This is a genomic window from Salicola sp. AFF1 (assembly GCF_056783195.1).
Window position 1 is genome coordinate 69,424 of sequence record NZ_JBXAYL010000009.1, and the last position, 18,165, is coordinate 87,588.

Annotated in this window: 15 protein-coding genes; 5 read left to right on the top strand and 10 right to left on the bottom strand. The window is 63.2% G+C overall.

Going from position 1 to position 18,165, the window contains the following annotated elements; translation table 11 throughout:
• Nucleotides 1–4: 4 nt before the first annotated feature.
• The gene (locus AC1RQI_RS08025; RefSeq protein ID WP_481904329.1) at nt 5–874 is read left to right on the top strand and encodes an EamA family transporter; all 870 of its coding nucleotides are present in this window, start codon (nt 5–7) and stop codon (nt 872–874) included.
• A complete protein-coding gene (locus tag AC1RQI_RS08030; RefSeq protein WP_481904330.1) occupies nt 871–1,791 on the top strand; it encodes an alpha/beta fold hydrolase in 921 nt (306 codons plus the stop codon). The genes AC1RQI_RS08025 and AC1RQI_RS08030 overlap by 4 nt, the downstream gene beginning before the upstream one ends.
• On the opposite strand, the gene AC1RQI_RS08035 is transcribed toward AC1RQI_RS08030, so the two are convergent.
• From AC1RQI_RS08035 to AC1RQI_RS08060, 6 genes are all read right to left on the bottom strand, one after another.
• Complete coding sequence (locus AC1RQI_RS08035; RefSeq protein WP_481904331.1) at nt 1,766–4,954, bottom strand: efflux RND transporter permease subunit; 3,189 nt, start codon at nt 4,952–4,954, stop codon at nt 1,766–1,768. The two genes, AC1RQI_RS08030 and AC1RQI_RS08035, sit on opposite strands and share 26 nt — an antisense overlap.
• Nucleotides 4,954–5,940 (bottom strand): efflux RND transporter periplasmic adaptor subunit, encoded by a 987-nt coding sequence (locus AC1RQI_RS08040; RefSeq protein WP_481904332.1) that lies wholly within the window; start codon nt 5,938–5,940, stop codon nt 4,954–4,956. Before AC1RQI_RS08040 ends, AC1RQI_RS08035 begins: the two co-directional genes overlap by 1 nt.
• An 82-nt stretch (nt 5,941–6,022) precedes the next feature.
• Nucleotides 6,023–7,462, bottom strand: a complete 1,440-nt coding sequence (locus tag AC1RQI_RS08045; protein WP_481904333.1) for an efflux transporter outer membrane subunit — start codon at nt 7,460–7,462, stop codon at nt 6,023–6,025.
• Entirely contained in the window at nt 7,455–10,592 is a 3,138-nt protein-coding gene (locus tag AC1RQI_RS08050) for an efflux RND transporter permease subunit (protein WP_481904334.1), read from the bottom strand. Before AC1RQI_RS08050 ends, AC1RQI_RS08045 begins: the two co-directional genes overlap by 8 nt.
• On the bottom strand, nt 10,592–11,785 hold the full coding sequence (locus tag AC1RQI_RS08055; protein WP_481904335.1) for an efflux RND transporter periplasmic adaptor subunit: 1,194 nt from the start codon (nt 11,783–11,785) through the stop codon (nt 10,592–10,594). The genes AC1RQI_RS08050 and AC1RQI_RS08055 overlap by 1 nt, the downstream gene beginning before the upstream one ends.
• Nucleotides 11,786–11,835: 50 nt before the next feature.
• On the bottom strand, nt 11,836–12,465 hold the full coding sequence (locus AC1RQI_RS08060; RefSeq protein ID WP_481904336.1) for a TetR/AcrR family transcriptional regulator: 630 nt from the start codon (nt 12,463–12,465) through the stop codon (nt 11,836–11,838).
• 136 nt (nt 12,466–12,601) lie between these two features.
• Here AC1RQI_RS08060 and tcdA point away from each other — a divergent pair, with 136 nt between their 5' ends.
• Together tcdA and AC1RQI_RS08070 are read left to right on the top strand one after the other, a co-directional pair.
• Nucleotides 12,602–13,420, top strand: a complete 819-nt coding sequence (tcdA, locus tag AC1RQI_RS08065) for a tRNA cyclic N6-threonylcarbamoyladenosine(37) synthase TcdA (RefSeq protein WP_481904337.1) — start codon at nt 12,602–12,604, stop codon at nt 13,418–13,420.
• Nucleotides 13,421–13,422: 2 nt separating this feature from the next.
• Entirely contained in the window at nt 13,423–14,265 is an 843-nt protein-coding gene (locus tag AC1RQI_RS08070) for a fructosamine kinase family protein (protein WP_481904338.1), read from the top strand.
• A gap of 27 nt (nt 14,266–14,292) precedes the next feature.
• Here the strand turns inward: AC1RQI_RS08070 and AC1RQI_RS08075 are convergent, their stop codons facing one another.
• Genes AC1RQI_RS08075 through AC1RQI_RS08090 form a run of 4 tightly spaced genes read right to left on the bottom strand, consistent with a single transcriptional unit; the run spans nt 14,293 to nt 17,600 of the window.
• The gene (locus AC1RQI_RS08075) at nt 14,293–15,237 is read right to left on the bottom strand and encodes an NADP-dependent oxidoreductase (RefSeq protein ID WP_481904339.1); all 945 of its coding nucleotides are present in this window, start codon (nt 15,235–15,237) and stop codon (nt 14,293–14,295) included.
• A 16-nt stretch (nt 15,238–15,253) separates the two neighbouring features.
• Nucleotides 15,254–15,697 (bottom strand): acyl-CoA thioesterase, encoded by a 444-nt coding sequence (locus AC1RQI_RS08080; RefSeq protein WP_481904340.1) that lies wholly within the window; start codon nt 15,695–15,697, stop codon nt 15,254–15,256.
• A complete protein-coding gene (locus tag AC1RQI_RS08085; protein ID WP_481904341.1) occupies nt 15,690–16,787 on the bottom strand; it encodes an SMP-30/gluconolactonase/LRE family protein in 1,098 nt (365 codons plus the stop codon). Before AC1RQI_RS08085 ends, AC1RQI_RS08080 begins: the two co-directional genes overlap by 8 nt.
• A 33-nt stretch (nt 16,788–16,820) precedes the next feature.
• The gene (locus AC1RQI_RS08090) at nt 16,821–17,600 is read right to left on the bottom strand and encodes an alpha/beta fold hydrolase (RefSeq protein WP_481904342.1); all 780 of its coding nucleotides are present in this window, start codon (nt 17,598–17,600) and stop codon (nt 16,821–16,823) included.
• 105 nt (nt 17,601–17,705) lie between these two features.
• Between AC1RQI_RS08090 and AC1RQI_RS08095 the strand changes: the two genes are divergently transcribed.
• A complete protein-coding gene (locus AC1RQI_RS08095) occupies nt 17,706–18,155 on the top strand; it encodes a PilZ domain-containing protein (protein ID WP_481904343.1) in 450 nt (149 codons plus the stop codon).
• Nucleotides 18,156–18,165: the final 10 nt, after the last annotated feature.

Sequence of the window (18,165 nt, forward strand, 5' to 3'; positions counted from 1 at the left end):
ACGCATGCTGATTCTTTCCCTTGTCACCCTCCTCTGGGCCTTTTCATTCAGCCTCATCGGGGTCTATCTCGCCGGGAATGTCGACAACGACTTCGCCGTACTCACCCGGGTTCTCTGTGGCGCCCTGGTCTTTCTGCCGTTGCTGCGCTGGCGGGATGTGCCGGTCGGCTTCCAGTTGCGGCTGACGCTGATCGGCGCCAGCCAGTTCGGCGTCACCTACCTGCTGCTGTACCGCTCGTTCGCGTTTCTCACCGTGCCCGAGGTCCTTCTTTTTACCGTCTTCACACCGATCTACATCACGCTGCTGGACGATGCCCTCCACCGCCGCTTCGCGCCGGTGGCCCTTCTGGCCGCCGCTCTGGCAACACTCGGGGCGGGCATCATCCGTTACGATGGGCTCAGTGGCTCCTACATTGTGGGCTTTCTGATACTTCAGGGCGCCAACCTCACCTTCGCCGCCGGGCAGGTGGGCTACCGGCGCCTGTATGAACGCTACTCCCCCCAGGCCCCAGCCTGGCGCCTGTTCGGCTATTTCTTCCTGGGCGCGCTCCTGGTGGCGCTGCCCTCTTTCCTGATTTTTGGCGACCGCTCCATGCTCCCGGCCACGCCCTGGCAATGGCTGGTCCTGGGCTGGCTGGGCTTTGCCGCCTCGGGAGCCGGGCTTTTCCTGTGGAACCAGGGAGCGCGCAAGGTGGATGCCGGCACCCTGGCCGTCATGAACAACGCCCTGGTACCCGCCGGCCTGCTGGTCAACCTGTTGATCTGGAACCGTGATGCGGACCTTCTGGGCCTGGCCCTGGGCGGCGGCCTGATTGCGCTGTCGTTATGGCTCAACCACGCTTGGCGAAGGGAACCGAGGGAGGCCCGGGCGTGACCACCGAGACGGACGCTCCGACGCGAATCCACACCCTTCAGACCCCGGATGACCGGCAGCTTGTCGGTATCGAAGCCGGTGCCCGTGAGGGCGTGCCCGTGGTCTACGCCCACGGCATGCCGGGTTCGGCCCTGGAAGCCCTGTTTTTCCATGAACAGGCCCTGATAGCCGGTTACCGGGTTCTCGCACTGGACCGCCCCGGGATCCGCAATTCCAGCTACCAGCCGGAGAGGACGCTTCTGGACTATCCCGATGACCTGAGACTGTTCCTGGACCACCTCGGGATTGGTGACTGCATCCACATGGGCTGGTCCAGTGGCGGCTCACGGACCCTGGCGGCCGCCCATGAACACCCCGGGCGCGTCAGGCTTGCCGTGCTGCTTTCCAGCTACACCCATTTTGAGGAAATGGCCGGTGCGCGCCGCCTGCTGCTGAGCACCCTCTGGCCCGGCCCTGTCATTGCTGCCATCAGTACGGCACTGTTCCGGGGACTGGTCACCCTCATCACCCGCATTGCCCAGCGCCGGCCTGACTTCTTCATGGCACGGGCGCGCAGCCTGTTCAGCGACGCGGATCACGCCATACTGGGGGATCCAGGCCAGGTCCGGCGCTTCCGCGCAGACCAGCTGGCCTGCCTGAACTCAGGCCCCCGCGCCATCGCCACCGACCTGCTTACGGAAATGGGCGATTGGGGGTTCCGGCTGGGCGATGTCGCCACACGGACCCTGATCTACCAGGGCGCGGAAGACCAGCTGCTGCCCCCGGCCTATGCCCACCACCTTGCCGCCACGTTGCCGAACGCTGAGCTGACCCTACTCCCCCATTCCGGCCACTTCTACCCATTAAGCCGGCCCTTCCAGGCCGACCTGTTCCAGCGCATCACGGAGGCAATCAGCCCGCCTCACGGTGACCGATGAACACATAATACGCCAGCGGTACCACGACCACCGTGAGCACGGTGGACAGGGCTAGGCCAAAGATCAGCGAAATCGCCAATCCGTTGAAGATGGGGTCCGTCAGGATGAAGAACGCCCCCAGCATGGCCGAGACCGCGGTGAGCGCTATGGGCTTGATGCGGACGGCACTGGCCAGCACCACGGCTTCCTCAAGCGGTTTCCCCGCCTGCAGCAGGTCCCGGATGAACACCACAAGCAGGATGGAGTTGCGCACAATAATGCCAGCCAGCGCAATCATGCCGATCATACTGGTGGCGGTGAACTCCTTACCCAACAGGGCATGGCCCGGCATGATCCCGATGAGTGTCAGCGGGATCGGCATCATCACAATCAACGGCAACCCGTAGGAGCCGAACTGCGCGACCAGCAACAGGAAGATGGCGATGATCCCGACCGCGTACGCCAGCCCCATATCGCGGAAGGTTTCGTAGGTGATCTGCCATTCCCCATCCCACTTGATCGCGGCACTATCGGGCCACTCCGGCTGCTGGATGTAGTACTGGGGCAGTGCCTCCAGATCACCAGCCATTCGGAACATGCCATACAGCGGTGAATCCACCTCACCGGCCATATCAGCGGTGACATAGGTCACCGGCATCAGGTTCTTGTGCTGGATGGCCCCGGGCCAGGTACTGGGCTCGATGGAAGCAACCTGTGCCAGCGGGATCAGTTCGCCGGAACGGCTCCGGACCTGAAGGGACAGCAGCGCCGCCTTCTGGGCCCGATCCCCTTCGTCCAGAATGACCCTTATGGGAACAGCGTATTTGGCGTTCGGATCATGGAAGTACTCAAGATGGCGCTTACCCAATGTGGCGGACAGCACATCCACCACCTGGGCCTGGGAAACGCCCAGAGTGGCGGCCCGCTTGCGGTCAACCACCACACGCCAGCGCTCAACCGGCGCCTCCACGGTGGTGTCGACGTCCACCAGCCCCTGGATGCCCTCCATACGCTCAGCCAGTGACTGCGCTTGCCGGGCACGCGTCTCCGGACTCGGACCATAGACTTCGGCTACCACTGGCGACAGCACCGGTGGGCCCGGCGGCACCTCCACCACCTTCACGGCCGCGCCGTACCGGTCCCCGATCGCGGTAAGCGGCCCGCGCATTGCCTGGGCAATGTCATGGGACGCCTTTTGCCGCTCATCTTTCAGGTTGATCTGCAGATCCCCCTGCCAGGGGCCCTGTCGCAGGTAGTACTGGCGGACCAGGCCATTGAAGTTGATCGGGGACGCGGTCCCCGCGTACGCCTGCCAGTTGGTCACAGCCTCGTGCGTCTCCAGGTACCCGCCCATCTCCGTCAGCACCTTCTGGGTGGTTTCCATGGGGGTATCCTCCGGCATATCCACCACCACCTGCAGCTCTGACTTATCATCGAAAGGCAGCATCTTGAGGATGACCAGCATGAACACAGGCAGGGCCGCGGCGATCAGTGTCATGGCAATCACCCCGGAGGCCAGTCCGTGCCGCCGCCAGCTGTGGTTTCCCAGGAAGGGCGTGAGCAGGTGGCTGAAGAGCCGGTAAAGGCTGGGGTTAACGGTTTCCGTCCTGCCGCCACTGTCCCCCGCCCCCGGACCACGGCGCCGGACCAGCCTCAATGCCAGCCAGGGCGTGAGGATGAACACCACCAGCTGGGACAGCACCATGCCGGCGGAGGCATTGATCGGAATAGGGCTCATGTAAGGCCCCATCAGCCCGGTTACGAAGGCCATGGGCAGCAGCGCGGCCATAATGGTCAGGCTTGCCATGATGGTCGGCGTGCCCACCTCATCCACAGCTGCCGGGATAACCCGGCCAGCCGGATGACCGGAGTCCTGGAGACGCCGGCTGATGTTCTCCACGACCACGATGGCGTCATCCACCAGGATCCCGATGGCAAAGATCAAGGCGAACAGCGATACCCGGTTCAGGGTGAAGCCCCAGGCCCAGGAGAAGACCAGCGTCAGCAGCAGTGTCAGCAGCACGGACACGCCCACCACCATGGCCTGGCGCCAGCCCATGAAGGCCAGCACCAGAAGCATCACGGAGACCGTGGCCATAACCAGGTCCGAGATGAGCTTGCGCGCCTTGTCACTGGCGGTCTGACCGTAATTGCGGGTGGTCAGGACCTCAATGGCGTCAGGAACCACCCGCCCGCGCAGGCGTTCCAGCCGCTCCAGAACGGCGGTGGTCACATCAATGGCATTCTCGCCGGCTTTTTTGGCCACCGCCAGTGTCACCGCTGGATAACGTTCCCCCGGATCACCGTCACCAGCAGGGCCAAATCCCAGCTGCACCGAGGCATCCGGCACAGTGGCACCACGGCTGACAGAGGCGACATCCGACAGGTGGACCGCAGCCTCATTATTCCTGGCAACCACGAGCGAGCGCAGGGACTCAAGCCGCTGGAGTGGTTGTCCCGGCTGGACGGGGACGGAGAGACCGGAACGCGTAACCCGGGTTTCCTGGCCGGTTGCATTGGCAGCACGGATTGCTTGCTGCAGATCGCTGACGCCGAGGCCATAACCGGCCAGCCTGGCCGGTTCAATCCGCACGTCAATGCGATCCGGAACACCGCCAACCGTGTCGATATCCCGGGTTCCCGGTACGCGCTTGAGCTCGGTTTCAAGCGTATGGGCAAGACGGGTCAGGTCCTCGGCACCATGGCGGCGCTGGGGATCATAGAGCGTCAGGGTCATGACCGGCACGTCGTCAATGCTCCTCGGCTTGACCACAGGCTCGCCCGCTCCCAGCTTCTCCGGGAACCAGTCGCGGTTGGACTGGACCTTGTTGTGGATGCGTACCAGCGCTTCGCGCCGGGGCAACCCAACCTCGAACTGGACGGTGATCACCGCGCGTCCCTGACGCGAGACCGAATAGATGTTTTCCACACCCTGGATCTCATCCAGAACCTGCTCACCGGGGGTGGCGATCAGGCTTTCGACCTCACGGGCACTGGCACCGGGAAACGGCACCATGACATCCACCATGGTGACGTCGATCTGCGGCTCTTCTTCCTTGGGTGTGATGATGACAGCCACAATGCCAAGCAGCAGACCGATCAGGGCCAGCAGCGGCGTGAGCCGATTGTTCTGGAAAAGCCGTGCAATCCGCCCGGACGGGCCCAGGCCACCCTTCTGTGCCATCAGTACAGGGCCTCGCGGAGCACGCTTTCACCCTGGCTCACACCGGCCAGAACCTCCACCATGCCATCCCGGCGGCTTCCCAGCCTTACCTGACGAAGCCGCGGCGCGTCATCCGGTCCGCGCACGAACACCGCCCGCAGCTCCCCCCGGCGATAGATGCTGGATTCGGGAACCCACAGAGCCTCGCGGCGGCCCACGGGAATGCCCACACGCACCAGCATACCGGGAAACAGGCGTGCCTCCGGATCCGCAAGGGACAGTCGTAGACGGAAGCTGTGGCTGTTTTGGTCCGCATAGGGGTAGAAGGTCATCCGGCCGGTTTCCAGACGCGCCCCGTTGGCCAGGGTGACAACCGCCTCGCGCTCGGCACGCACCTGCTCCGCATACTGCTGGGGCAGAGAAACCACCACCCGGAGTTCTTCCAGGGAGAGCCCGCGCATCAGTGGCTGCCCCGGCGAGACGGATTCCCCCACTTCCACCATGCGTTCGGTCACGATACCACTGTAGGGAGCCTGGACACGGGTATAGCCCAGCTGCTCACGCGCCTCGGCAAGTGCGCCCTCAGCACGCGACACACGGGCCTTGGCCGCATCAAACCGATTCCGCGCCTGATCCAGATCCTGTTGGGAGGCCACCCCCCGTTCGTGCAGCTGCTTAACGCGGTCCAGGTTCTGGCGGGCATCGGTCAGATCGGCACGGGCTTCCGCCAGGCTCGAGCGCGCCTGTTCCACCCGGGCCTGCTCATCACGATCCTCGAGCCGGACAATCAGTTCGCCGGAGTCAACGGCATCATCCACGTCGTAGGGGAGCTCAACGACCGTCCCCGCCGTCTGCGCGGACACCGTGCTTTCACGCACGGCTTCAATCATGCCATCCAGGCGGAGTGTCTCCGTCAGTGCCTGACGTTTGACCTGCGTCCATTGAGACGCCGCCGACGGTACACTGGCCCAGAGGCCAACCAGGAGAACGATCAGGGCCCGGCGCATGCCGCCTCCTCAAAAATTAGATTATACTAATATTTGAGTCTAGCAGCCGCATGGCCAGGTCGAAAGCCGCCCCAATGCCTCTTTAACCGGAAGCGCTCTCCAGGGAAGGGCTTTCGCGGTCGATCCAACCACCGCCCATGGCCTTGAACAGGGTCGCCGTGGCGTTGAGCCGGTCCCGGATCGCATTCGTCAGGGTCAGTTCTGCCTCCAGCAGAACCCGCTGGGTATCCTGCACTGTCAGGAAATCGGTCAAGCCCTCTTGATAGCGCAGCTTGGCCAGCTCCAGGGTCTGTTCCAGCGCCGACACCTGGTCCCTCAGCCGGCTCACGCGTTCATCCGTGGCCTCATACACAGCCAGGGCATCACGCACCTCACTGAACGCCTGCTGGAGGGTTACCCGGTACTGGGTCTCCGCCTGGTCACGCAGGCTGCGGGCGGTGTCCACCCGTGCCTTGTTACGGCCGAAGTCAAAGATCGGGCCGAGCACCGAAGCGCCAATCTCCCAGGTTTCAGCCGGGTTGGTGAGCAGATCCCCCGATTCAATGGCGGCGCTGCCGATGGACCCACGAAGGTTGAAGCTGGGCAGGCGCTGGGCCTGGGCCGCCCCGACCTCTTCGGTCGCGGCAATAATGGCCGCCTCAGCCGCCCGGATGTCCGGGCGGCGTTCCAGCAGGTCCGAGGGCAGCACTTCCGGGACTTCATCGGGCAGCGTGATCCCGCTGAGGCTGCCCTCGCCAAAGTCCAGCTCCTGGGTCAGCTCACGCGGTGTCATCCCCACCAGAACGCCCAGGGCCGTCTTGAGCTGGGCCACGCGCTGGCGCTGCTGGGGCACCATCGCCCGCGTTGCCTCAAGTTCCGACTCCGCCTGGCGCAGGGTCAGCTCATCCGTGTCACCCCCCTTATAACGGGCCCGCTCAATCCGTACCGTTTCCTCGCGGGTTTCCACGGTCCGCTCCGTGGTCGCCAAGGAGCGCTGGGCCGCCCGCAGCTCGGTATAGGTGGCGACGACGTCGGCAATGGTGCTGAGGCGCACCGAGTCATGGGTGAACACCGACTCCTTCAGGGCCGCCTCAGCCGCATTGCTCTGGCTTTCCAGCCGTCCCCAGAGGTCAACCTCATAGTTGAGCAACCCCGTTACCGAGAACCTATTGTTGGTGGTGCCGCCGCCCAGCGGGCTGGCAGCTCCGGACTCAAGCGCACGGGCCGCATCGGCCTGGCCCTCGATGGTGGGCATCTGCTCGGCATCCGCCAGCCCCAGCCGGGCGCGGGCTTCCTGCAGCCGCTGGTACTGCAGCTGCATATTCAGGTTATCGTCCAGCGCCCGCTCCACCAGCCGGTTGAGCACGGGGTCGTCAAACCGCTTCCACCAGTTGGACCAATCCTCGCGCTCCTCGCCGGTGAGCAGCACCTCATCCGGCCATTCTTCCGGCAGATCAACCTGGGGCTTTTCATAGTCCGGGCCAACCGCACAGCCCGCCAGGACCACCGGGAACATCAATGTTGCAAGCAGTGCTTTACGCATCGGAGACCTCCTGCGAGCCGTTGCCCTTGCGGGATGACAGCCAGATCGAGAACTCCTCGAACAGCCGATAGAACAGGGGCACGAAGAACAGGGCCAGGGTACTGGCCACGATCATGCCGCCCACGACCACGGTGCCGATTTCCTGGCGACTGGAGGCGCCAGCGCCGGTCGCCACCACCAGCGGCAGAGAGCCGATGATGAAGGTCAGCGCCGTCATCATGATGGCCCGGAAACGCTGCTGGGCTGCCGCAATCGCAGCATCCTTCGGTGACAGACCTTCGCTGCGGTTCTGGGCAGCAAACTCGACGATCAGTATGGCGTTCTTCGCGGCCAGCCCGATCAGCACCAAGAGTCCGACCTGGAAGTAGATGTCATTGGGGAAGCCACGCAGCAGCGAGGCCAGTGCCGCCCCGAAGACGCCGAAGGGAATGGCCGTGGCCACCGCCAGCGGCAGGGTCAGGCGCTCGTACTGGGCCGCCAGGATCAGGAACACCATCACCAGCCCGAGGCCGAATGCGATGGTGCCGGCCTGGCCGGCCGCCTGCAGCTGGAAGGCCTGGCCAATCCAGCCCAGGGGCGTATTGGTTCCCAGGTTCTCATCCGCCACTTCCTGGAGTGCAGTCATCGCATCCCCCGTGGTGTAGCCGGGAGCCGGATCCGCCGCGATATTGGCAGCAGGGTAGACATTGAACCGGTTGATGATGTCGGCCCCGGTTTTGCGCGTCAGCGTCACCAGGGAACTGACCGGGATCATCTGGCCGCTGTTGGAGCGCACGAAGACGCGCCGCAGGTCCTCAGGCCGGCTCCGGAATTCGCCTTCGGCCTGCATGTTCACCTGCCAGTTGCGGCCCTGCATGGTGAAGTCGTTGACGTAGTAGGTGCCAAAGGTACTCTGCATCGCCGAGAACACTTCGCTGACCGGCACATCCAGCGCCATGGCCTTCTTGCGGTCCACCTCCGCCTTATAGCGCGGAATGCTCACATCCAGGTCCGTGCGCGCGTTGGTCAGCGCCGGATGCTCGTTCGCCGCCTTCACCATCTTCTGCGCCAGGCCGTAGAGCTCCTTGGTGCTCATGCCCTTCTGGTCCTGAATGAACGCCTCAACACCACCAGTGAGTGACAGGCCCTGGATGGGCGGCGGCACAAAGGACATGACACCGGCCTCTTTCACGCCGGCGCCCATGCCCATGAGTTTCTTGGTCACGGCGGATGCGGACTGGCCCGGCCCCTGGCGCTTGTCCCAGTCCTTGAGGGTCACGAAGGCAATGCCGGCATGGGAACGCATGGCACCCGCCAGCATGTCGTACCCGGCGAAGGCCGTCACATGCTTGACCTCGGGCAGTTTCAGGGCCTGGCTCACCAGATCCTCGCGCACCGCCTCACTGCGGCCCAGGGACGAGGCCGGCGGCAGGTAGGAGGCCATCAGCACGTAGCCCCGGTCCTCCTGGGGTACAAGCCCGGACGGGAGCTGGTCGAGCATCCAGAGGGTACCGCCAATGAACAGGAAGAAGAGCGCGACACCGATGACCGCGTGGTTCAGGAGCCACCTGACGCCGCCCACAAAGACATTGGTGATCGCTTCAAAGCCGGCGTTGAACCACTGGAACGGCTTGGACACGTCCTTGGGCTCCCCGTCCAGAAGACGGGCGCACATGGCGGGCGTCAGCGTCAGCGCCACAATCCCCGAGATCACGATGGAGACAGCGATGGTTACCGCGAACTGACGGTAGAGCTCACCGGTCAGACCGCCCAGAAAGCCCACGGGCGCAAACACCGCCACCAGTACCAGGGTGGACGACACCACCGCTCCGGAAACCTGCCCCATCGTCTCAACCGAGGCACCGTAGGCGGTCATGCCTTGCTCCTGCATCAGGCGCTCCACGTTCTCCATAACGATGATGGCATTATCCACCACCACGCCGATGGCCAGGATGAGCCCGAACAGCGTCAGCAGGTTGACCGAGAAGCCCAGCACGGTCATGCCCGCGAAGGTGCCGATCAGCGCCACGGGAATGGCCATCAGTGGGATCAGCGCCGCACGCAGGTGCTGGAGGAAGACGAAGGTCACCAGCGACACCAGCACGAGGGCGATCACCAGGGTGATCAACACCTCCTGGATGGACACCTCGATAAAGGTGGTCGTGTCGTAGGGAATGTCGTACTGGATGTCCTCGGGGAAACGCTTCTCAAGATCCTTGAGAACGTTGCGCACATTTGTGGCGGTTTCCAGCGCATTGGCACCAGGCTGGAGGTAAACGCCCAGCGGCACCGCCGCCTGCCCGTCATAGCTGGCCGAGAAATCGTAGTTCTGGGCACCAAGCTCAACATTGGCCACATCCCCCAGGCGCAGCGACGCCCCGTCACTGGTGGTCCGCAGCATGATGTCCTCAAACTCCGAGGGATCGCTCATCTGCTGCGGTGTGGACACACTGAAGGTAAACGCCTGGTCCACGGGCGCCGGCTGCGAGCCCAACCGGCCGGCGGCAAACTGCGCGTTCTGGGAGCGAAGGGCCTTGGCAACGTCCAGCGGCGACACATTGTATTCCGCCATCTTGTCCGGCTGCAGCCAGACGCGCATGGAATAGTCCTTGGCCCCGAACAGCGAGGCATTGCCAACGCCCGGCGTGCGCACCAGCTCATCAATGACGTTCAGCAACGCGTAGTTGGAGATTTCAATGGTATCGGTGTTGCCGGATTTCGAGGACAGCGCCACCACCTGGAGAATCGAGGTGGAACGCGCCTCCACCGTTACCCCCTGGTCGCGCACCGCCTGGGGCAGGCTGGACATGGCCCGCTGTACCCGGTTGTTGACGTTGATCGTCGCCTGGTCCGGATCCGTGCCCACCTCAAAGGAGACAGTGATCTGGACACTGCCGGCATCGGTACTGCCGGACTCCATATAGATCATGTCGTCAACGCCGTTGATTTCCTGCTCCAGCGGGGCCGCCACGCTGTCAGCCAGGACCTCGGCACTGGCGCCAGGATAGCTCGCTTCAACGACAACTTCCGGGGGGACCACATCCGGATACTGTTTGACCGGGAGCCCCAGCAGCGAGGCCGCCCCTGCAATCACGATGATGATGGACAGGACCGCCGAAAAGATCGGGCGGTCGATGAAGAATCGAAACATCAGTTGCTCTCCCCATCGCTCTGGCTACCGACTTTGACCGTCATGCCGGGCTGACGGATGCCGGCCATGCCTTCAACCACGACCCGGTCGCCCTTCTCCAGGCCGTCCTTGATGATCCGGCGGCCGTCGACCACCTGGCCTGTTTCAACGGCGCGCGGATGGGCCTTGTTCTCGTCATCCACGACAAACACCTGCAGCCCACCGTTCTGACCATCGGAGACGGCCTTGGCGGGAACAGTGACAACATCCTCAAGGGTCTGAAGCGTCACCCGGATCCGCACGAACTGGCCGGGGACGATGCGCTGTTCCCCGTTGGGGAAGACGGCCCGAGCGGTCACTGTGCCGGTTTCCGGATCAATGGTGCTCGCCGTGAAATCGATGGTGCCCTTCTGATCATAGACCGTGCCGTCCGGCAGGATCAGCTTCGCCGTGCTGCGATAGTCACCATTGCCGCCGGATTGTCTCGCTTCACGCGCACGCCGCCGTGCGGTGGCATCGTCCTCTGGAAGCGCGAACCGGACGTGAACGGGATCCATCTGCGTGATGTGCGCCAGTTCGGTTCCCTTTTCCACCAGATTCCCCTCGGACTGGCTTTCCAGGGACGTCACACCGGTCACCGGCGCGGCCACGCCGGTATAACCCAGCTCAAGCTCCGCACGCTCAACCTCCGCCTCGGCCACGGCGACCTGCGCTTGCGCCAGTTCATAGGCCGATTTGGCGCTGTCACGCTTGCGCTCACTGACGGCGTTCTTTTCATAAAGGCTGGCTACCCGGTTCCACTCCCGCCGTGCCTTGTTCAAATCCGCTTGCGCGGACTGCAGCTCAGCCTTCGCCGCCTGCAGGGCAACCTCAAACGGCTCCGGATCAATCCGGAACAGGTTGTCGCCCTGCTGGACCACCTTGCCTTCCTCAAACAGGCGCTTTTCCAGAACGCCCTCAACACGTGGGCGCACAGTCACCTCCCGGGCACCGCGAACACGTCCGGCGTAATCCTCACGGATGGTCACATCCTCTGCCTGAACCTTGGTGACCGACACCGGCGGGGGTGGCATATCGCCCCCCTTCTGCCCCTGGCCACTCTTGTCACCACCGCAGGCCGTCAGGCCCAGCGCCAATGCCAATGCAATGCCGGCGCCTCCGATAAAACGGGCTCGGCTGCCCCCTTTGACGTCTGTCCGGGTCAACTGATTCATGGTTCCTTTCTCCGCAAAAGTGACAATCGGTGTGATGAAAAGCGTTGTTCTCAGCCAGCGTGGGCGTCGGGCCTGAGAATCCCCCTGAAAAGCAGATCGACAATCTCGTCTGCCCTGCGTGAACGGGACTCACGGTCACCCGCCAGACGCTGCGAAAAAACCGCGCCATAGAGCAGATCGCTGAAAACTTCCTGCGCCAGTCCCGGCGACATGTCTGCCCGCATGCGCCCCTGTTCGATCAGTACCTCAAAGCGCTTGCGCCACTTGTCCTTGTGGCTTTCCTGATAGACGAAATAAAGCGGCTTGCCGTTTCGAGGGAACTCCGCACGCTCCTGGATGAACAGTTCAACCGTCTCCGGGTTCTGCTCAAAGAACGCCAGGTAGCGGTGAACCCCGAGGCGGAGCTGCTCCAGCGGATCCTCCAGCGGATCCACCACATCGTTCACATATCGGGTGAGGTCCTCGAGCGCCTTTTCCACGGTTGCCATGAACAATGCTTCCTTACTGGGGAAGCAGCGATAGACCGTTCCCTTACCGGCGCCCGCGCGCTCAGCAATGCGATCCATCTCCGCACACCGGAACCCATCTTCCGAAAACACCACGGCAGCCGCCTGCAGCACCTCACTGCGGCGTTGCTCCGGTGTTTTATGCGTCCGGGGTGGGCGTTGCGAATCGTTCACGGAGACAACCTTTTACTTTTTGGACTGACTAGTCCGTCTAATCCTACGGTGTTTAATTTGGACTGACAAGTCCGTAATCCAGCTTCTCCTTTCTGATAGAATCCGTAAAACCCGCACCCATCATTCTGGAGCCACGATGACACCGGATTCTTTTACCCAGCGCTTCGGGGGTATGGAGCGCCTTTACGGCGAGGCAACCGCCCGCTCAATGGCTCGTGCGCATGTCGCCATTGCCGGACTCGGTGGTGTGGGTTCCTGGGCGGCAGAGGCGCTGGCCCGTAGCGGTGTCGGTGCCCTGACCCTGATTGATATGGATGACATCTGTGTGACCAACACCAACCGCCAGATCCATGCCCTGGCGAACACCATCGGGCGATCCAAGGTTGAGGCCATGACCGAACGGCTCCAGGCAATCAACCCGGAATGTCGGGTCACACCGGTAACGCAGTTTGTAACACTCCGGAACCTGGACCAGGTGCTGCCGGCTGACTGCGATGCCATGGTGGATGCCATAGACAGTGTTCATCACAAGGCGGCCCTTCTGGCGCATTGCCGCCGCCACAAGCAATGGATCATCAGCGCCGGAGGCGCGGGCGGCCAGATGGACCCGACACGCATCCGGGTGGCCGACCTCAGCCGCACCACCCAGGATCCGCTTCTGGCCAAGGTGCGCAACCAGCTGCGACGGGAATACGGTTTCTCCCGCAACCCGAAGCGACGGTTCGATATCCCGGCCATCTTTTCCGAGGAACAACTCACTTACCCCACACTGGAAGGCGGCACCACCCACGAAAAGCCCGGTGATGGCCCCACCCGTCTCGACTGCGGCACAGGCTTCGGAGCGGCCAGCTTCGTTACCGGGACTTTCGGTTTCGTGGCGGCCTCACGCGTCCTTGATCACCTGGCCCGCCGCCATGAAAGAATGGCCGCGCAGGCACAACACAGGGGCGAGTGACCATGGCAGGCATTCCGGACAGCCTTTCCCTCCAGCTCGACAGCACCATAACGTCCGTGCACCCGGTGGGTGGCGGCAGCATCAACGATGCGGCACGGCTGACCCTCGAAGACGGACGCCACCTCTTCCTCAAGACCCACGCGGCACCGCCAGCCGGCTTCTTTGAGGCTGAGGCGGCCGGTCTCAGGGCGCTGGCCGCGGCCGATGCGGTGCGCATCCCTTCGGTGATTGCCGTTGCGGAAGAAGGCTTGATCCTGGAATGGCTGGAGGGTCGCCCCGGCGGGAACTTCGCCCGTGAGCTCGGGGAGCAGCTGGCCCAGCTCCACGGCACAACAGCCCATGAGTTCGGTTTCGAGCGGGATAACTTCTGCGGCCTCACACTCCAGCCCAACCCGCGCATGCGCGACGGCTTCCGCTTTTTTGCCGAGGCCCGCCTCCTGCACCAGGGCCGCATGGCGCGGGACAGCGGCCGGCTTGGCCAGGGCGATATCCAGCAGCTGGAATGGCTCACGGGCCGACTCGATCGCTGGATCCCGGAACAGCCCGCCAGCCTGATCCACGGCGACCTGTGGTCCGGCAATATCCACTGTGGCCCCAAGGGCGACCCCGTCCTCATCGACCCTGCCACCCATTACGGCTGGCCCGAGGCGGAACTCGCCATGACCACGATGTTCGGCAGCCAGCCGCGCGACTTCTACACGGCCTACCTGGCCAACAGCCCTGTTGAAAAAGACTGGGAGGAACGGGCACCGCTGTACAACCTGTACCACGAACTCAACCACCTGAACCTGTTTGGTGGGCCCTGGGTGAGCGGTGTGAAACAGACACTCAAACGTTTTGTGTGACCCGGGGTAGACAGAGCACGCCGAGGATCAGGGCTGTAGCACCAGCTTGCCCCGCACATGCCCCTCCTCCTGGCGGCGATGAGCGGCGGCGGCATCGCCCAGGGGGAAGGCGGCGGCGATGTGCAGTTCGGCGTCGCCCCGGTTAAGCAGCGCCAGAATCTCCTCCAGCTGTTCCGTGTCGGGCTCAACCACGTAGCCGGTGGCCTGAATGCCCTTTTCAGCGGCAAGCTCCCTGATCGGCTGGGCCGTTACCGTGGGAACGGTGACCAGCTTGCCATGCTCGCCCAGGGTACTGAGCGCTGCCTTGCCGGTCTCTCCGCCCACAAGATCGAGCACGGCATCCAGTCCATAGCAGACGTCATGGACATCTTCGTTCTCGTAGTTGATCACGTCGTCCGCGCCCAGTTGATGGAGAAATTCCTCGTTGGCCCCCGAACCGGTCGCCACCACATGAGCGCCGTGCTGGGCCGCGAACTGAACGGCGAAGTGGCCCACGCCCCCGCCACCGCCCAGAATCAACAGCTTCTGGCCGGTCTGGAGCCCAAGATGGCTGAACAGCCCCTGCCAGGCCGTCAGGGCGGCCAGGGGAACAGCGCCAATCGCCTCCAGTTTCAGCCCCTCAGGCGCCCGGCAGAGTTCATCGGCCCTGACCAGCACCTGTTCCGCGTAACCGCCCCCGGCCCGCGGGAAGCCGATCATGCCCACAACGGGGTCGCCCACACGCCAGCCGTCAACGTCGGCGCCCAGTGCCTCAATGGTGCCGGCCACCTCAAACCCTGGCACCCAGGGCAGGTGATCCCGGATGGCGTTGGCCACGAAGCCCAGGCCGGAACGGGTCTTGAAATCAATCGGATTGACCCCGGCACTGGCCACACGGACCCGGACCTCGCCCGCCCCGGGCTCAGGCAACGCCGCATCACGTGCTTCGAGAACACTGGCATCACCGAATTCGGGAATGATGATCTGGCGCATGGTGGCTCCTCCGGAGTTATTGGTCGTGGCTGGCGTCCTTCAAACGCTCCGCCATGGGCGTGGGAATGCGCGCGGGACGCTGGGTAGCGGTATCGATGCACACATGCCAGGAAGCCGCTTCCACCAGGGTCCGGCCATCGCTTGGGCGCACCAGCTGGAAATGGCGGCCGGAGCGCAGCTTGCCATCGAACTCGGTCAGCCAGGTTCCCAGAACCAGTTCGTCGCCTGCCAGCGCGGCCGCCCTGTAATCAATCTCCGTGCGCACAATGGCCATGGCACGCCCAAGCTCTTCCTGCAGCTCCCAGCTCAGGCCAACGGACTCAATGTGTGCCCAGCTGATTTCCTCCATCCACTGCAGATAGATGACATTGTTGGCATGCCCGAGGCGATCCACGTCCTGATCGGTGACGCTGATGTCCATTGTGAACGGCTCGGGCATCCGCCACTGCCAATCACTCATCCGGTTGCTCCCTGAGCTGTTTCATCGCCCGCTCGTAATCCAGTCGACCAATACGGTCATTGTAGAGCGAGCCGAAATAGAGCGCACCATCTCGCGCCTTCACCGAGGTTACCATCTGCAAACGCCTGCCTGTTGGGTCATGCAGGCTGCCCAGCATCCGTCCCTGCTGATCAAAGGCCAGCACAAGACCATAAGGCTCGGGACCGGGCTGCAGGGTCTCCGGCAACTTGGCCAGTTGTTCCTTGAGCCATGGCATCGGGTGGAAAGCGTCCAGTCGGGAATTTCGCTGGGTCGGCAAGGCCACCCAGATGATGCCGTTATCATCCGTTGACAGGTTATCCGGAATGCCTGGCAGGTTCCGGGCAAATATTTCACGGGTGCCCGCCTTCTCTCCTTCCAGCCAGTACTGCTGGATGCGGTAGCGCGCCGTTTCATTGACCAGGACGGAATGCTCATCCTCGGTCAGTGCAACACCATTGGCGAAATAAAGATTATCCATGAGTGTCTCGGTCTTGCCCGTTGCCGGGTTGTAGCGCAGCAGCCGGCCATGGGGCCGTGCCTCAAGCATATCCAGGCGGTAGTCCGGCTGATGGAAACGGCTGCTGGCATCGGAGAAGTAGATGCGCCCATCCGATGCAATGGCCAGATCATCGGTGAAGGCAAACGGTTTGCCCCCGGCCCCAGTGGTCAACACCTCAACCGAGCCATCAGGGGCCACCGACAGCAGTCCCTTCCAGGCATCCGCCACGATCAGGTTGCCGTCCTCATCAAACGCCAACCCCAGCGGGCGGCCGCCTGTGTCCGCAAAGGTCGTCACCTCTCCACCAGGGCTCACGCGGATGATCCGACCATCCGCCAGCCCACCATAGACGTTGCCCTCGGCATCAACCTCGGTGTCTTCTGGTCCCTGGACCTGCCCTTTGGCCAGCACTTGCGCATCCTCCAGCGCCCGGTTGGGCTGCGCCGGGCCTTCCAGCGCCGGGGCTTGCGGCGGCTGCCAGGCCACTGCGTCAATCGGGGATGGCCAGAGCAGGAAGACACCGGTGAGCACCAGAACGACGATCAGTAGTGTAAAAAGAATCTTTTTCATGGTCATTACCAGTCGCAGGCGTCAGCGCCAGGTTCAGAATTCCCCGGCCAGAAAACGATGGCAGATGCGGGCGAACAGGTCAGGCTTTTCCGCATGCAGCCAGTGTCCAGCCTCCGGGATCACCTTCAGTTGGGCATTGGGAAAATAACCTTGAACCGCCTCCTGGTGGTGACTCTGGATATAGTCCGATGCCCCGCCGCGAACGAACAGCGTTGGGCCTGCAAAATCCCCGCTGGTCGAGGGCCCGGCCATGATCTGCTCATAGCAGCCGAGGATCCCTGCTACATTCATCCGCCACCGGAATCCGCCCTCCCCGGGCACCAGATTGGTCAGCAGGAACTGGCGCACCCCTTTGTCGTCAATGAATCGCGCCAGCACGGCATCGGCTTCGCGCCGGGAGGTCACGGTCGCCGGTTCCAGCGCCTCGAGAGCATCCTGAATCGCATCATGATGTGGTTCATAAGCCACCGGCGCAATGTCGGCAACGATCAGGCGATGCACCCGCTCCGGCGCCATAAGGGCCAGTTCCATGGCCGTCTTGCCCCCCATGGAATGGCCCAGCAGGTGGGCCTGATCCAGCCCAACCCGATCCATATAGGCCAGCACATCCGCAGCCATCTCCGGATAGCTCATACTGGCCACGTGCGGTGAATCGCCGTGGTTGCGCAGATCCAGACTATGGACCTCATACTCCGGCGCCAGACGCCGACGCACGCCACCCAGGGTATCGCCAGCGCCAAAGAGACCATGCATCAGAATCAGGGGCGGACCGTCGCCCTTCACCCCCGCGTTCAATTCTACTGTTTCACTCAAGACGATTTCTCCATGTCCGTACCGCTATCCCCCACTGGCGAACACGCAGTGACAGGCTTAGACTCGTGAGATCAAGCAGTGTAAGCCTAAATGGAACCCAGACCCATGGCCACAGCATCACCGGAACAGGACGAGCGCCGCCATCTGCGGCGCTATCCAGCCGCCGAGCTCGAAGTCCGGCTGAGACCCGGGCGACGCTTCCTGCGGCATGGCGAGATCGTGGAGGCGACCGACTTCACCCGCGAAGGGGTTGCCATCATTACCCCACAGAAACTGCGCATTGGTCAGAAGGTTTTCATTGACCTGACCCTGCGACTGGATCGCAGCGAAATCCGTCAGCAACGGGTTGTTGCAGTGGTTGCCAATGCCCGACCCGACGGGGACGGATACCGTTATGGCCTGAAATTCGACTTCCGGGCCAATGCATCAATGAGGGCCCTTGAAACCCAGGCCAGGCTGGGCCGTATGGAGGGGATTCTGGAAAGGGTTGAAAAAATGAAGGCCCGTCACCGTAGTGGTGAGGACCTCATCAGGGATTACGACGATAAGGCATGACGCTTAGTTG

Excerpts from the sequence above, each read along its gene's own strand:
- AC1RQI_RS08025 (WP_481904329.1), top strand. The coding sequence starts at position 5 with ATGCTGATTCTTTCCCTTGTCACCCTCCTCTGGGCCTTTTCATTCAGC.
- AC1RQI_RS08035 (WP_481904331.1), bottom strand. The coding sequence starts at position 4,954 with ATGGCACAGAAGGGTGGCCTGGGCCCGTCCGGGCGGATTGCACGGCTT.
- AC1RQI_RS08040 (WP_481904332.1), bottom strand. The coding sequence starts at position 5,940 with ATGCGCCGGGCCCTGATCGTTCTCCTGGTTGGCCTCTGGGCCAGTGTA.
- AC1RQI_RS08045 (WP_481904333.1), bottom strand. The coding sequence starts at position 7,462 with ATGCGTAAAGCACTGCTTGCAACATTGATGTTCCCGGTGGTCCTGGCG.
- AC1RQI_RS08050 (WP_481904334.1), bottom strand. The coding sequence starts at position 10,592 with ATGTTTCGATTCTTCATCGACCGCCCGATCTTTTCGGCGGTCCTGTCC.
- AC1RQI_RS08055 (WP_481904335.1), bottom strand. The coding sequence starts at position 11,785 with ATGAATCAGTTGACCCGGACAGACGTCAAAGGGGGCAGCCGAGCCCGT.
- tcdA (WP_481904337.1), top strand. The coding sequence starts at position 12,602 with ATGACACCGGATTCTTTTACCCAGCGCTTCGGGGGTATGGAGCGCCTT.
- AC1RQI_RS08070 (WP_481904338.1), top strand. The coding sequence starts at position 13,423 with ATGGCAGGCATTCCGGACAGCCTTTCCCTCCAGCTCGACAGCACCATA.
- AC1RQI_RS08075 (WP_481904339.1), bottom strand. The coding sequence starts at position 15,237 with ATGCGCCAGATCATCATTCCCGAATTCGGTGATGCCAGTGTTCTCGAA.
- AC1RQI_RS08080 (WP_481904340.1), bottom strand. The coding sequence starts at position 15,697 with ATGAGTGATTGGCAGTGGCGGATGCCCGAGCCGTTCACAATGGACATC.
- AC1RQI_RS08085 (WP_481904341.1), bottom strand. The coding sequence starts at position 16,787 with ATGAAAAAGATTCTTTTTACACTACTGATCGTCGTTCTGGTGCTCACC.
- AC1RQI_RS08095 (WP_481904343.1), top strand. The coding sequence starts at position 17,706 with ATGGCCACAGCATCACCGGAACAGGACGAGCGCCGCCATCTGCGGCGC.